This window comes from Agromyces sp. NPDC055658 (genome assembly GCF_053618155.1).
The window spans coordinates 18,993-31,895 of the sequence record NZ_JBSHHD010000012.1; the positions used below are offsets into that span (position 1 = coordinate 18,993).

General features: G+C 71.5%; 13 protein-coding genes. 7 read left to right on the forward strand and 6 right to left on the reverse strand.

Annotation, left to right across the window (positions count from 1 at the left end):
* The first annotated feature begins 37 nt into the window (after positions 1-37).
* The 4 genes from ACWGPE_RS07615 to ACWGPE_RS07630 all read left to right on the forward strand — a co-directional run bounded on the left by ACWGPE_RS07615 (position 38) and on the right by ACWGPE_RS07630 (position 3,539).
* On the forward strand, positions 38-1,441 hold the full coding sequence (locus ACWGPE_RS07615) for a PhoH family protein (RefSeq protein WP_231432299.1): 1,404 nt from the start codon (positions 38-40) through the stop codon (positions 1,439-1,441).
* A gap of 110 nt (positions 1,442-1,551) precedes the next feature.
* Positions 1,552-1,944: a nuclear transport factor 2 family protein gene (locus ACWGPE_RS07620; protein ID WP_452048451.1), complete on the forward strand. Its 393-nt coding sequence runs from the start codon at positions 1,552-1,554 to the stop codon at positions 1,942-1,944.
* A gap of 126 nt (positions 1,945-2,070) precedes the next feature.
* The gene (locus tag ACWGPE_RS07625) at positions 2,071-2,415 is read left to right on the forward strand and encodes a PadR family transcriptional regulator (RefSeq protein WP_452048452.1); all 345 of its coding nucleotides are present in this window, start codon (positions 2,071-2,073) and stop codon (positions 2,413-2,415) included.
* On the forward strand, positions 2,412-3,539 hold the full coding sequence (locus ACWGPE_RS07630) for a hypothetical protein (protein ID WP_452048453.1): 1,128 nt from the start codon (positions 2,412-2,414) through the stop codon (positions 3,537-3,539). The genes ACWGPE_RS07625 and ACWGPE_RS07630 overlap by 4 nt, the downstream gene beginning before the upstream one ends.
* 164 nt (positions 3,540-3,703) lie before the next feature.
* Here ACWGPE_RS07630 and ACWGPE_RS07635 read toward each other — a convergent pair whose 3' ends face one another.
* The 5 genes from ACWGPE_RS07635 to xseA form a co-directional block, all read right to left on the reverse strand.
* A complete protein-coding gene (locus ACWGPE_RS07635; RefSeq protein ID WP_452048454.1) occupies positions 3,704-5,119 on the reverse strand; it encodes a class II fumarate hydratase in 1,416 nt (471 codons plus the stop codon).
* Positions 5,120-5,199: 80 nt separating this feature from the next.
* Positions 5,200-5,862 carry a carbonic anhydrase gene (locus ACWGPE_RS07640; RefSeq protein WP_275505645.1) on the reverse strand — a complete coding sequence of 221 codons (663 nt, stop codon included), beginning with the start codon at positions 5,860-5,862 and terminating at the stop codon, positions 5,200-5,202.
* 15 nt (positions 5,863-5,877) lie between these two features.
* Positions 5,878-6,519 carry a DUF4245 domain-containing protein gene (locus ACWGPE_RS07645; RefSeq protein ID WP_231430409.1) on the reverse strand — a complete coding sequence of 214 codons (642 nt, stop codon included), beginning with the start codon at positions 6,517-6,519 and terminating at the stop codon, positions 5,878-5,880.
* Complete coding sequence (locus tag ACWGPE_RS07650; RefSeq protein ID WP_374201104.1) at positions 6,519-6,776, reverse strand: exodeoxyribonuclease VII small subunit; 258 nt, start codon at positions 6,774-6,776, stop codon at positions 6,519-6,521. The genes ACWGPE_RS07645 and ACWGPE_RS07650 overlap by 1 nt, the downstream gene beginning before the upstream one ends.
* A 10-nt stretch (positions 6,777-6,786) precedes the next feature.
* On the reverse strand, positions 6,787-8,055 hold the full coding sequence (gene xseA, locus ACWGPE_RS07655) for an exodeoxyribonuclease VII large subunit (protein WP_275505646.1): 1,269 nt from the start codon (positions 8,053-8,055) through the stop codon (positions 6,787-6,789).
* Between the two features lie 87 nt (positions 8,056-8,142).
* On the opposite strand from xseA, the gene ACWGPE_RS07660 reads away from it, so the two are divergent.
* A complete protein-coding gene (locus ACWGPE_RS07660) occupies positions 8,143-9,186 on the forward strand; it encodes a 4-hydroxy-3-methylbut-2-enyl diphosphate reductase (protein WP_231430412.1) in 1,044 nt (347 codons plus the stop codon).
* Between the two features lie 12 nt (positions 9,187-9,198).
* On the opposite strand, the gene ACWGPE_RS07665 is transcribed toward ACWGPE_RS07660, so the two are convergent.
* Entirely contained in the window at positions 9,199-10,353 is a 1,155-nt protein-coding gene (locus tag ACWGPE_RS07665; RefSeq protein ID WP_452048455.1) for a low temperature requirement protein A, read from the reverse strand.
* A 92-nt stretch (positions 10,354-10,445) separates the two neighbouring features.
* Between ACWGPE_RS07665 and ACWGPE_RS07670 the strand changes: the two genes are divergently transcribed.
* Positions 10,446-11,135, forward strand: coding sequence for a TetR/AcrR family transcriptional regulator (locus ACWGPE_RS07670; protein WP_275505647.1), 690 nt, complete (start codon positions 10,446-10,448; stop codon positions 11,133-11,135).
* On the forward strand, positions 11,126-12,862 hold the full coding sequence (locus ACWGPE_RS07675) for an ABC transporter ATP-binding protein (RefSeq protein WP_275505648.1): 1,737 nt from the start codon (positions 11,126-11,128) through the stop codon (positions 12,860-12,862). The genes ACWGPE_RS07670 and ACWGPE_RS07675 overlap by 10 nt, the downstream gene beginning before the upstream one ends.
* Positions 12,863-12,903 lie beyond the last annotated feature (41 nt).

A 12,903-nucleotide genomic window follows, 5' to 3' on the forward strand; every position in this document is an offset into this window, starting at 1 on the left:
GGGAGGGATCGGCGGCAGGCGCGTGAACCGGGCAGGAATGCTCGGGGCGGGAGCGGTTGTGGCGTCATCGGTTACTCCTGATTCGGTCGGTCGTTCGGACGTTCGCGCGGGGGAGCGCGACGCAGCGGAGCCCCGCGAGGGCGTTGCACAGGCCGAGCGCACGTACGTGCTCGACACGTCGGTGCTGCTCAGCGATCCGCGCGCACTCTTCAACTTCGCCGAACACGCGGTGGTGCTGCCCGTCGTGGTCATCACCGAGCTCGAGGCGAAGCGCAACGACCCCGAGATCGGGTACTTCGCGCGGCAGTCGCTGCGCATCCTCGACGAGTTGCGCGTCGCGCACGAGCGGCTCGACTTCCCGATCCCCGTGGGCGACGGCGGTTCGCTCAGGGTCGAGCTCAACCACTCGAATCCGAAGGTGCTGCCGTCGGGGCTCCAGCTCGGCGACAACGACTCGCGGATCCTCGCCTGCGCGGCGAACCTGCAGCAGGACGGCGTGCCGGTGACGGTCGTCTCGAAGGACCTGCCGCTGCGCGTGAAGGCCGCATCGATCGGCCTCGACGCGCAGGAGTACCGGCACGAGCTCGCGCTCGACTCGGGCTGGACCGGCATGGCCGAGCTCTCGCTCGGCTCGAACGACATGGCGAAGCTCTACGAGCACGAGTCGATGATCACGCGCGAGGTGGAAGGGCTGCCGGTCAACACGGGCCTCGTCATCCACTCCGACCGGGGCTCGGCACTCGGCCGCGTCGTGGGCGACGGCGAGGTGAAGCTCGTGCGCGGCGACCGCGAGGTCTTCGGCCTGCACGGCCGGTCGGCCGAGCAGCGCCTCGCGATCGACCTGCTGCTCGACCCCGAGATCGGCATCCTCTCGCTCGGCGGCCGGGCAGGCACCGGCAAGTCGGCGCTCGCGCTGTGCGCCGGGCTCGAGATGGTGCTCGAGCGCCAGCAGCACAAGAAGATCATGGTGTTCCGCCCGCTCTACGCCGTCGGCGGCCAGGAGCTCGGGTACCTGCCGGGCGACCAGGGCGAGAAGATGAATCCCTGGGGCCAGGCGGTGTTCGACACCCTCGGCTCGGTCGTCTCCGACAACGTGCTCGACGAGGTCGTCGACCGGGGCATCCTCGAGGTGCTGCCGCTCACGCACATCCGCGGACGATCGCTGCACGACGCCTTCGTGATCGTCGACGAGGCGCAGTCGCTCGAGCGCAACGTGCTGCTCACGGTGCTCAGCCGTATCGGCCAGAACTCGCGGGTCGTGCTCACCCACGACGTCGCCCAGCGCGACAACCTGCGCGTCGGCCGGCACGACGGCATCGCGAGCGTCATCGAGACGCTGAAGGACCACCCGCTGTTCGCGCACATCACGCTCACGCGCAGCGAGCGGTCGGCGATCGCGGCGCTGGTGTCGGAACTGCTCGACGGGGCCGAGCTGGCGTAGCGGGGCTCGCTCGGCGGGGCGGCGCACCGGGCCTCCCCGGGCGCTGGACCGCGGGCGTGGAAGCCGATGCCGCAGTGCGCGATGTCGGTGGAAGGCGGCACGATATCGGCATGCCTGCAGACAGCGCGCCCGCGAACGTGATCCGAGCCCTCTGGACGAGGATGCAGGCCAGGGACTGGGCGGGTGTGCGCGCACTGCTCGCCGACGAGCTCGTCGTCGAGTGGTTCGCCTCGCTCGAGCGCATCGTCGGCCCCGAGAACTTCGTCGCCGTCAATGCCGAATACCCCGAGGGGTGGTCGATCCGCATCATCTCGATCGTCGCCGACGGCGACCGGGTCGTCTCCGAGGTCGAGGTGCCGCACGAGGGCGTCGGCGTGTTCCGTGCCGCCTCCTTCTGGCGCGTGCGCGAGGGGCTGATCGTCGAGGGTCGCGAGTACTGGACGACGCGCGGCGGCGACGCGGCGCCCGAGTGGCGACGTCATCTGGTCGAGCCGATCGCCTGACGCAGGATGAGCACCCCGGCCCGTCCGCCGCGTCGGGTGGGCTCGACGAACATCGGTACGTGGAGCAGAAGAGTCGCTCAGAATAGGCCCTTGCGACGTCTATCTCGATATAGCAAGATCTGAAGCATGGATGACCTCCCACGCGTGACCGATGCCACGGCAGATGTGCTGCGCGTGCTGCTCGACGAATCCGGGCCGATCTGGGGCCTGGCCGTCGTGCGCGAGGCCGGGCGCAGGGCGGGTACGGTCTACCCGATCCTCGAACGTCTCGAGCGGGCGGGGTGGGTCGAGTCGGAGTGGGAGCGCGACAGCGCCCGCAGCGGGCCGCGCCGCCGGTACTACCGGCTGACGGCCGACGGCGCCCACGCGGCGCAGCGGGCGATCGCGCATCGCATCGCGAGCTCGCGCGCGGCGGCTCGACCGGTCGCGTCCGCGTCGCTCGCCCGGTCGGGGTCCGGGGCTCTCGCGTGAGCCGTCGTCCGTCGCGCGCGGCCGTGATCGCGATCGCCGCTGCGGTTCGGCTCCTCCCCGACGCCCGCCGCGACCGTTACCGTGAGGAATGGCTCGCCGATCTCGCGGGGGCGGATTCCGCAGGGGTCTCGCGCGCCCAGGTGATCGCGGGAGCGCTGCGCAGTGCCGCGGTTGTGCCGCGCACCCCCGAGACGTTCGGGGTGTCGGCACGGGGGCTCGCTCGGCGTCGGCTGCGCTGGGCGAGCGCCTTCGTCGTGGCAGCGTCCGTGATGATGCTCGGCGCCTTCTTGGTCCTGCCGGCGCTCGGTGAAGGGCTCGGCCGCGTGGCCGGTGCGGTGCTCGTGGCCCTCATCGCCGCGTGCGCGTCGGCGGGAACGTGCTGGGCGGCCTTCGCCGTCCACGGCGCGCTCGCCGGTCGGCGACCCGGCCTCCGCTGGGCGAGCACGATCGGCGTGGTCGTCGCCGTTCCGCTGGCCGTCGCGTCCGCCATGGCGATGCTGCTGCCGATGTCGATCATCGGGTTCATCGGCGGTCCGGTCGTCGCCGCACTCGCGGTCGGCCTGCCGATCGGCGCCGAGGCGGGCCTGCGCCGCACGACCCCCGGCCTGCCTGCACGCTTCGGCACCCGGGCCACGGCCTCGGTCGGGGCGGCCGCCGTCTTCTCCGCGGCCGTCGTCGGGGTCGCGCATGTGCTCGTGGTGAACCCGATGGCGAAGCTGCCGGGGCTCTCCCTCGACGAGATCTACCGGCAGATGGCAGCCCGCGGTGAATCGCCCCTGGGGGCCGCTGCCCCGGTCGTCGTCTGGGGTCTCGGGTGGGTGCTGCTCGCGCTCGTCTTCCTCGCAACCGCGCTGGTCGGGGATCGGGGACTCCTGCGGAATCTCGACGCCCGCCGCATCGCACGTGCGACGCTCGTCGCGCTTGCCTGCATCGGCTTCACGCAGTGGATCGCGGGGTTCGGCATGGGGATGTCGATCGCCGACGTGTTCTTCACTGACGGCACCGCCGCCTCGTCGATCGGCTCGGTCCTCGTCGTCGTCGGCACGACCGCCGGCGTCATCGCCGCGCTACGCGCACTCCCTCCGGGTTCAGGCACGGTGCCAGCGCCGCGCGCCAGGGCGTGACGCACGGCCGATCGTTGAGACGCCCTGCGCGCAGCCGACAACTGCGACCTGCGTCGGTTGCCGCCCTGCCTGCAGCGTGCTGACGCCCTGAGACCGATGCATCGGGCCGAAGACGACGGATGCCTCGTGCCGGCAGCCGGCACGAGGCATCCTCATCGGTGACGTTACTTCGCCTGCGGGGGGCGCGTCATCGAGAGCAGGTCGAGGGCCGAGTCGAGCTGCTCGACCGTCAGGTCGCCGCGCTCGACGTAGCCGAGGTCGATGACGGCCTCGCGCACCGTGATGCCCTTGGCGACCGAGTGCTTCGCGATCTTCGCGGCGGCCTCGTAGCCGATGAGCTTGTTGAGCGGCGTCACGATGGAGGGCGACATGCCGGCGAGGGCCGTCGCGCGCTCGACGTTCGCCTCGAGGCCGTCGATGGTCTTGTCGGCGAGGACGCGCACCGAGTTGGCGAGCAGGCGGATCGACTCGAGGAGCGCGGTGCCCATGACCGGGATCTGCACGTTGAGCTCGAACGCGCCCGAGGCGCCGCCCCACGCGATGGTCGCGTCGTTGCCGATGACCCGGGCGCACACCATGAGCACGGCCTCGGGCACGACCGGGTTGACCTTGCCGGGCATGATCGAGGAGCCCGGCTGCAGGTCGGGGATGTGCAATTCGCCGAGGCCGGTGTTCGGGCCCGAGCCCATCCAGCGCAGGTCGTTGGCGATCTTCGTGAGGCTCACCGCGATCGTGCGGAGCGCGCTCGACGCGTCGACGAGGCCGTCGCGGTTCGCCTGCGCTTCGAAGTGGTCGGCCGCCTCGGTGATCGGCAGCTCGGTCTCGGACTGCAGCAGCTCGATGACGAGCTGCGGGAAGCCGGCGGGGGTGTTGATGCCCGTGCCGACGGCGGTGCCGCCGAGCGGGACCTCGGCGACGCGGGGGAGCGCCGAGCGCACGCGCTCGATGCCGAGGCGCACCTGGCGGGCGTAGCCGCCGAACTCCTGGCCGAGGGTGACGGGCGTCGCGTCCATGAGGTGGGTGCGACCGGCCTTCACGACGCCGGCCCACAGCTCGGCCTTCGCCTCGAGGGCGACCGCGAGGTGGTCGAGCGCCGGGATGAGGTCGTCGATGAGCGCGGCCGTGACCGCGATGTGCACCGAGGTCGGGAACACGTCGTTCGACGACTGCGAGGCGTTGACGTGGTCGTTCGGGTGCACGGCGCTGCCGAGCTTCGAGGTCGCGAGCGTCGCGAGCACCTCGTTCATGTTCATGTTCGAGCTCGTGCCCGAGCCGGTCTGGTACACGTCGACCGGGAAGTGCTCGGTGAAGCCGTGTGCGCCCGAGATGACCTCGTCGGCGGCGGCCACGATCGCGTCGGCGATGCCCTGGTCGAGAACGCCGAGGCGCGCGTTGGCCTGCGCTGCCGCCTTCTTGATGCGGGCGAGCGCCTGGATCTGCTGGGGCTCGAGACCCGACCCCGCGATGGGGAAGTTCTCGACCGCGCGCTGCGTCTGCGCCCGGTACAGGGCCCGCGCGGGCACCCGCACCTCGCCCATCGTGTCGTGTTCGATGCGGTAGTCGGCGGCGTTGTCCACCACGGTGTGCTTCCCCTTTTCTGCGATGCCGGTGGGCCCGGCTGCGATGCCGGCGCGGCCGGCGAATGCCGCGCGCGGCGGCGTCAGATGCGACCGATGACGATGTCGGTCTCGACGCGACCTTCGAACAGTCGGTAGTTCGCGCCGACGATAGCCAGCGTACCTGCTGCGACCGCGTCGCTGATCATCTCGGAGCTCTCGACGAGCTCGGTGACGGTGTTGCGCAGGTGCTCACGACCGACGAACGCGGTGTCGACATGGCTCGGCTCGATCGGGCCGTCGCCGCCGGCGACCTTGCGCACCGCGGGGACGATCTTCTCGACGAGACCCGCGATGTGAGGCGGCAGCGGCGCGGCGTCGGGCGCCTGCGAGTCGATCGCGGCGCGCACCGCCCCGCACTCGTCGTGTGCCAGCACGATGATGACCGGCACGTCGAGGATGCCCACGGCGTACTCGAGCGAGCCGAGGGCCGACGGCGTCACCACCTGGCCGGCGTTGCGCACGACGAACGCGTCGCCGAGACCGACATCGAAGATGATCTCGGCGGCGAGGCGCGAGTCGCTGCAGCCGAAGATCGCCACGATGGGCCGCTGGGCGTGCGCGAGCGAGCCGCGGTGGTCGATGTCCTGGCGGGGGTGCTCGGGCTCGCCGGCGATGAAGCGCTCGTTGCCCCGGCGCAACTCGCGCCACGTGGCGGCCGGAGTGTCGGGACGGGCGGTGGGCGCATCGTTCGGCTGCTCGGTCACGTGGCTCCTCGTGGTCTAGTCCTGCGCCTCGATCGTCGGCGTGATCGCCGTGGCGAAGGTGGCGAACTCTTCGGGGGTGGCCGTGCCGAGCAGCACGAAGGTGCTGCCGCCCGACTCGGTGGTCAGTGCGTACCGCGCGTTGCCGACGTCGGCGTCGGTCTTGCGGTTGTCGTAGATGGTCCAGTCGACGCCGTCGATGTTCACGGTCCCCGTCGCGAGGGTGCGCGCGAGCTGGTTCGCGACCCAGGTCGGGTTCGCGTCGAAGCCCTGGTACAGGCCGAGGTACTCGTCGCTCGGCGTGAGATAGCCCGCGTACCAGGCGGTGACGTCGTCGGTCTTGTCGGTACGCAGCTCGGCGGCGTTGGCGCGCCAGCCCTCGGGCAGCTCGGGCACGGCGATCGGCTCGTCGCGGACCGCCTGCACCTGCTCGGCGACGGCGGAGACGTCGATGTCGCGATCGATCGGGGTGTCGCTGCGCGGCACCATGAGCACGATCACGACGACGATCGCGAGGCTCGCGCCGAGCGCGAGCACGAGGTTCTTGAGGGTCTGGCGCTGCCGGTGCTTGAGCGAGGCGTCGGCCTTGCGGGCGGCCGTCTCGGCCGGGGTCTCGGGGCGGCCGAGCTCGGCGACGACCCGTGGTGCGCGTTCGGCCATCAGCGCTCGTCGCCTTCGGGGTCGGCCGAGTCGCGACCCGACAGGGATGCCGCGGCGCCGGCCCGCGCCGCGTCGAGGCGTGCCTTCGCGCCGATGAGCCACTCCTCGCAGCGGGCCGCGAGGGCCTCGCCGCGCTCCCACAGCGCGAGCGACTGCTCGAGCGTGGCCGAACCCTGCTCGAGCTCGCCGACGACGCGCACGAGCTCGTCGCGCGCCTGCTCGTAGCTCAGCTCGGCGACATCGGGGGTGGAGGGCATGGGGCCCATTCTATTCGCCGCCGCCGACCGGCTCGGTCGCGCCCGCGTCGCCCGATCGGGCCGGCGCCGGCGCCTCGCCCTCGGATCTCGCCGAGATGGCGCCGGCGGCGAGCGTCACCGTGAGCGCTGCGCCGACGGGCGCGGCGGCCGGCGAGGTCACGACGTGCCCGTCGGCACCCTGCACGATCGCGTACCCGCGGTCGAGCGTCGCCTGCGGCGACAACGCCCGGAGGTGACCGCGGAGCTCGCCGATCCGGTGCGTCTGCCGTTCGATGGAACGCTCGACGAGCTCGACGCCGCGTGCGACCCAGCGCGTGAGGTCTTCGGCCCGGCGGTCGACGATCCACGAGGTGTCGGCGAGCGCCGGGCGAGAACGCAGGTGTCCGACGCGGTCGATCTCGTGGGCGACCAGCGTGCGCAGGCGGAGTGCGATGCGGGCGCGGGCCTGCTCGACGCGCAGCAGTTCTTCGCCGACGTCGGGCACGACGCGCTTGGCCGCGTCGGTCGGGGTCGAGGCGCGCAGGTCGGCGACCTCGTCGAGCAGGGGTCGGTCGGCCTCGTGCCCGATGGCGCTCACTATGGGGGTCGTCGCCTCGGCGGCGGCGCGCACGACCCGTTCGTCGCTGAAGCCGAGCAGGTTCTGGAAGTCGCCGCCGCCGCGCGCGACGATGATGACCTCGACGTCGGGGTCGGCGTCGAGGCGCCGGATCGCCGAGACGACCTCGCTCGCGGTGCGGTCGCCCTGCACGGCCGCGTGCACGACGCGGAACTCGACGGCCGGCCAGCGAAGCCGCGCGTTGCGCAGCACGTCCTTCTCGGCGTCGCTGTCTCTGCCGGTGACGAGCCCGACGACGCCCGGGAGGAACGGCAGCCGGCGCTTGCGATCGAGGTCGAAGAGTCCTTCGGCGGCGAGCTGGGCTCGCAGACGCTCGAGTCGCTCGAGCAGGTCGCCGAGGCCGACGTGCTTCATCTCGAAGACCTGCATCGACAGCGAGCCGCCCTTGACCCACCAGTTCGGCTTCACGAGGGCGACGACGCGGTCGCCCTGCTTGAACTCCTCGCCGAGTCGAGCCCTGACCGACGACCAGATCTGGAACGAGACCGTCGCGTCGGCGTCGAGGTCCTTCAGCTTGCCGTAGACGTTGCCGCCCGACACGCCCCACTGGGTGAGCTCGCCCTCGACCCACACCGTTCCGAGACGATCGATGTACTGCTTGAGCTTGCCCGAGAGGAGAGCGACCGGCCACGGCGCCTCGCGTGTCGCCGGAGCATCCGTCACCGTGGCCTCCCAGCCGCCCGCCTGCGTGCGCCGCGTAGACTCGGCATCGTGACGAGCTTGACTGATGCCCCGCGGATCGGCCTTGGCATGCCCAGAATCCCGAGCGTGCGCGGCCGGCTCAAGGATAACCCGGTCGACCGACCCAAGCGCGTGCTGCTCGCGGCGCCCCGAGGCTACTGCGCCGGTGTCGACCGCGCGGTGATCGCGGTCGAGAAGGCCCTCGAGCACTACGGCGCACCGGTGTACGTGCGCAAGCAGATCGTGCACAACATCCACGTCGTCACCGAGCTCGAGAAGCAGGGGGCGATCTTCGTCGACGAGGTCGACGAGGTGCCCGAGGGCGCCCACATCGTGTTCAGCGCCCACGGCGTCGCGCCCGCCGTCGTGAACGCCGCGTCCGACCGCGGCCTGCACGCGATCGATGCGACCTGTCCGCTGGTCACGAAGGTGCACCGCGAGGCCGTGCGGTTCGCGCGCGACGACTTCGAGATCCTGCTCATCGGCCACGAGGGCCACGAAGAGGTCGAGGGCACCGCCGGCGAGGCGCCAGATCACGTCACCCTCGTGAACAGCCCCGACGACGTGCCCAACATCGAGGTGCGCGACCCCGACAAGGTCGTGTGGCTCTCGCAGACGACGCTCTCGGTCGACGAGACGATGGAGACGGTGCGGCGCCTGCGCGAACGGTTCCCGAATCTGCAGGACCCGCCCAGCGACGACATCTGCTACGCCACCCAGAATCGCCAGGTCGCGATCAAGAAGGTCGCGCAGGAGGCCGAGCTCGTGATCGTCGTCGGTTCGGCGAACTCGTCGAACAGCGTGCGCCTCGTCGAGGTCGCGCTCGAGAACGGGGCCAAGGCGGCGTACCGGGTCGACTACTCGAGCGAGATCCGCCAGGAGTGGCTCGACGGGGTCGCCACGGTCGGCGTCACGAGCGGCGCCTCGGTGCCCGAGGGTCTCGTGAAAGAAGTGCTGCTCGAGCTCGCCGACGCCGGGTACGCCGAGGTCGACGAGGTGAAGACGGCCGAGGAGGACCTCATGTTCTCGCTGCCGAAGGAGCTCCGCAAGGACCTCCAGGGCAATCGCGACGCGCGTGCGCTCGGAGGCCGCAACCGCGCCGCCGACGCCTGACGCGAGCCCCGATCAGCCCGCCGTCGCGGCGACGGGCTCGCGGCGACCCGCCGACGCCGCCTCGAGCGTGAGTGCGGCGGCGACGATCGCGATGACCGCGGCGAGCTGGGCCGCGCCCGAGGCCAACGCGCCGAGCGGCGCGGTCGCGAGGGCGACGGCCGCGGCACCGAGCCGCCACGCGATCGGGCCGAGCGAGAGCGTGCGCCGATAGGCGGCGTCGGCGACGAGGTACACCGCCGTGCCGCCCGCGACGAGCCAGGCGCCGGATGGCTCGGCCGGGGCGAAGGCATGGCCGAGCAGCTCGTGCAGGCCCGCCGCGAGCAGCACGAGGCCGAAGATCATCGCGAGGTGCTCGAGGTAGAAGGCGACGAGGGCGAGGCGGGTGCGCGCCTCGGCCGGCGCCTCGGCGATCGCCCGCTCCGCGCGTTCGTCGTCACCGGTGAAGTAGCACCACCACAGTGCGGCGACGAGCCCGACCGCGAGCACCGCGCCGACGATGAGCGCCGGCTCGATCTCGTGGCCGGTCGCGCCGACGCCCACCGAGACGATCGACTCGCCGAAGGCGATGATCATGACGAGCCCGTGCCGCTCGACGAAGTGCGTCGCGCCCGGGTCGAACCCGCCGCGCGAGCTCAGCGCGGCGGAGATGAAGAAGGCGGCGAACGGCAGGGTGAAGAGCAGCCAGTCGAGCGGGCCCTCGACGAAGCCCGAGCACACGAGCAGCACGCCGACGAGCACGTTCGACGGTCCGACGACGAGCATGCGTCGCGCGGCGGCGCGGCCGCCCCGGTGGATGAACAGGGCGGCGTGGATCACGGCGACGACGATGTAGCTCGCGCCGAACAGCACGCCGGTCGCGCCGAACGCCTCGGGGATCGCCAGCGACATGACGAGGAACGCCGCCATCGCGCCGATGAGCGCGATGCGCACGAACGCGGTGTCGGGCGCGGCCTGGTTCGTGAGCCAGGCGAACGCGTCGTACATCCACCACACGAGGCCGAGCACGAGCGCGGCCTGCGCGATGCCGGTGACGTCGGGCTGATGCACGACGATCTCGGCGACGCGGCTGATGGTGAAGACGAAGACGAGGTCGAAGAGGAGCTCGACCGTCGAGACCCGTGAGGCGATGCGGGCGATGCGGTCGGCGGGGAGGTCGCGGCTCGGCACGTCGCCACGGTAGCGCAGGCGCGGCCGCCGGGTCGCTCGCCCTCGGCGAACATGATGTGAGTGAGCGCTCACTCAGTGCTACGCTCGCGCTCATGTCCACCATGCCGCCCGCCCAGGCATCGACCCCGCCGCCGACCAGGCAGGGCCGGGCCAAGCCGATGTCCGTCGACGACCGGCGGGCCGCGATCGCCGCGGCCACCGTGCCCCTGCTCTCGCAGTACGGTCGCGACGTCACGACCCGGCAGATCGCGGAGGCGGCCGGCGTCGCCGAGGGCACGCTCTTCCGCGTGTTCGACAACAAGGAGGCGATCATCGACGCGGCCGTCGAGGTGTTCCTCGACCCCGAGCCGTTCCGCGAGGCGCTGCGCCGCATCGACCCGGGCCTGCCGCTCGACCTCAAGATGCGCCTCGTCATCGACCGCTTCCAGGACCGCTTCAGCGGCATCTTCGGCGTCTTCGCCGCGCTCGGCGCCCGGCCGCGCCCGCCGCAGTCGATCGACCCCGGCGCGATCGTCGCCATCTTCGAGCACCTGCTCGCGCCCGAGCTCGAACGACTGCGGGTGCCGCCCGCCGACGTGTTCGCGTTCGTGCGCATCATCGCGTTCTCGTCGGCGATGCCGCAGTTCGCCCAGACCACCGGCCTCGACTCCGACCGGCTCGCCGACCTCATCGTGCACGGCATCATCGGCCGGCGCGACACCGCCGCCGAGGCATCCGCCGCGCCCGCAGACCACCCCGCCACCCGAACCGCCGCCCCGAGGGGAACCGAACCATGCTGCTGAAACTGCTGCGAACGTACCTGCGCCCGTACCGCTGGCTCGTCGCCGCCGTGATCTTCTTCCAGCTCGTGCAGTCGATCGCATCGCTGTACCTGCCGAGCCTCAACGCCGACATCATCGACGACGGCGTCGCCACCGGCGACACGGGCTTCATCCTCTCGACCGGCGCGGTCATGCTCGGCATCACGCTCGTGCAGGTCGCCGCCTCGATCACGGCGGTCTACTTCGGTGCGAAGACCGCCATGGGCCTCGGGCGCGACGTGCGCCGCTCGGTGTTCCGCCGGGTCGCCGACTTCAGCGAGCAGGAGGTGTCGCGATTCGGGGCTCCGAGCCTCATCACCCGCTCGACGAACGACGTGCAGCAGGTGCAGATGCTCGTGCTCATGAGCTGCACCATCCTCGTCTCTGCGCCCATCCTCGCGATCGGCGGCGTGATCATGGCGCTCAAGGAGGACCTCGCGCTGTCGTGGATCATGGTCGTCGCCGTACCCGTGCTGCTCATCTCGGTCGGGCTCATCATCAGCCGCATGGTGCCGCTCTTCCAGTCGATGCAGCGCAAGATCGACGGCGTCAACCGCGTGCTGCGCGAGCAGCTGACCGGTATCCGCGTCATCCGCGCGTTCGTGCGCGAAGGCGTCGAGTCGGAGCGCTTCGACGACGCCAACGACGCGCTCACCGACACGGCGCTGAAGGCCGGCCGGCTGTTCGCGCTCGTCTTCCCGATCGTCATGCTCGTGCTCAACCTCTCGAGCATCGCCGTGCTGTGGTTCGGCGCGTTCCGCGTCGAGGACGGGTCGATGCAGGTCGGGTCGCTCACGGCGTTCCTCAGCTACCTCATCCAGATCCTGATGGCGGTCATGATGGCGACGATGATCGCGTTCCTGCTGCCGCGCGCGGTCGTCTCGGCCGGCCGCATCGGCGAGGTCCTCGAGACCGAGTCGACGGTGCACGACCCGGTGCAGCCGGTCATCGCGCTCACGGCGCCGGGCACCGTCGAGTTCCGGGGCGTGAGCTTCGCCTACCCGGGAGCCGAGGCACCCGTGCTGCACGACCTCAGCTTCACGGCCCGCCCCGGCGAGGTGACCGCGATCATCGGCTCGACGGGCGTCGGCAAGACGACGATCGTGAACCTCGCCGCTCGGCTCTTCGACGCGACGAGCGGCAGCGTGCTCGTCGGCGGCGTCGACGTGCGCGATCTCGACCCCGAGCTGCTCAACGCGCAGTTCGCCCTCGTGCCCCAGAAGCCCTACCTGTTCGCCGGGACCGTCGGCTCGACCCTCAGGTACGGCGACCCGGATGCCTCGGACGACGAGCTGTGGGCGGCGCTCGAGACCGCCCAGGGGCGCGACTTCGTCGCCGCCATGCCGGGCGGCCTCGACGCCCCCATCGCGCAGGGCGGCACGAACGTGTCGGGCGGTCAGCGGCAGCGCCTCTCGATCGCGAGGGCGCTCGTGAAGCGACCGCCGATCTACCTCTTCGACGACTCGTTCTCGGCGCTCGACACCGCGACCGACCAGCGGCTCCGCGCCGCACTCCAGCGCGACGTCGCCGACGCCACGATGATCGTCGTCGCGCAGCGCGTCGCGACGATCACGGGCGCCGACCAGATCCTCGTCGTCGAAGACGGCCGCATCACCGCTCGCGGCACCCATGACGAGCTGCTCGAGACCTCGCAGGCGTACGCCGAGATCGTCGAGAGCCAGCTGAGCGCAGAGGAGGCGGCAGCGTGAGCGAGCAGAAGACCGAGGCGGCGGCGACGCCGCGCCCGCCG

What these genes read in the sequence shown, in the direction of transcription:
- ACWGPE_RS07675 (WP_275505648.1), top strand. Translation starts at nt 11,126, where the DNA reads ATGCTGCTGAAACTGCTGCGAACGTACCTGCGCCCGTACCGCTGGCTC.
- ACWGPE_RS07620 (WP_452048451.1), top strand. Translation starts at nt 1,552, where the DNA reads ATGCCTGCAGACAGCGCGCCCGCGAACGTGATCCGAGCCCTCTGGACG.
- ACWGPE_RS07615 (WP_231432299.1), top strand. Translation starts at nt 38, where the DNA reads ATGCTCGGGGCGGGAGCGGTTGTGGCGTCATCGGTTACTCCTGATTCG.
- ACWGPE_RS07645 (WP_231430409.1), bottom strand. Translation starts at nt 6,519, where the DNA reads ATGGCCGAACGCGCACCACGGGTCGTCGCCGAGCTCGGCCGCCCCGAG.
- ACWGPE_RS07625 (WP_452048452.1), top strand. Translation starts at nt 2,071, where the DNA reads ATGGATGACCTCCCACGCGTGACCGATGCCACGGCAGATGTGCTGCGC.
- ACWGPE_RS07660 (WP_231430412.1), top strand. Translation starts at nt 8,143, where the DNA reads ATGCCCAGAATCCCGAGCGTGCGCGGCCGGCTCAAGGATAACCCGGTC.
- ACWGPE_RS07670 (WP_275505647.1), top strand. Translation starts at nt 10,446, where the DNA reads ATGTCCACCATGCCGCCCGCCCAGGCATCGACCCCGCCGCCGACCAGG.
- ACWGPE_RS07650 (WP_374201104.1), bottom strand. Translation starts at nt 6,776, where the DNA reads ATGCCCTCCACCCCCGATGTCGCCGAGCTGAGCTACGAGCAGGCGCGC.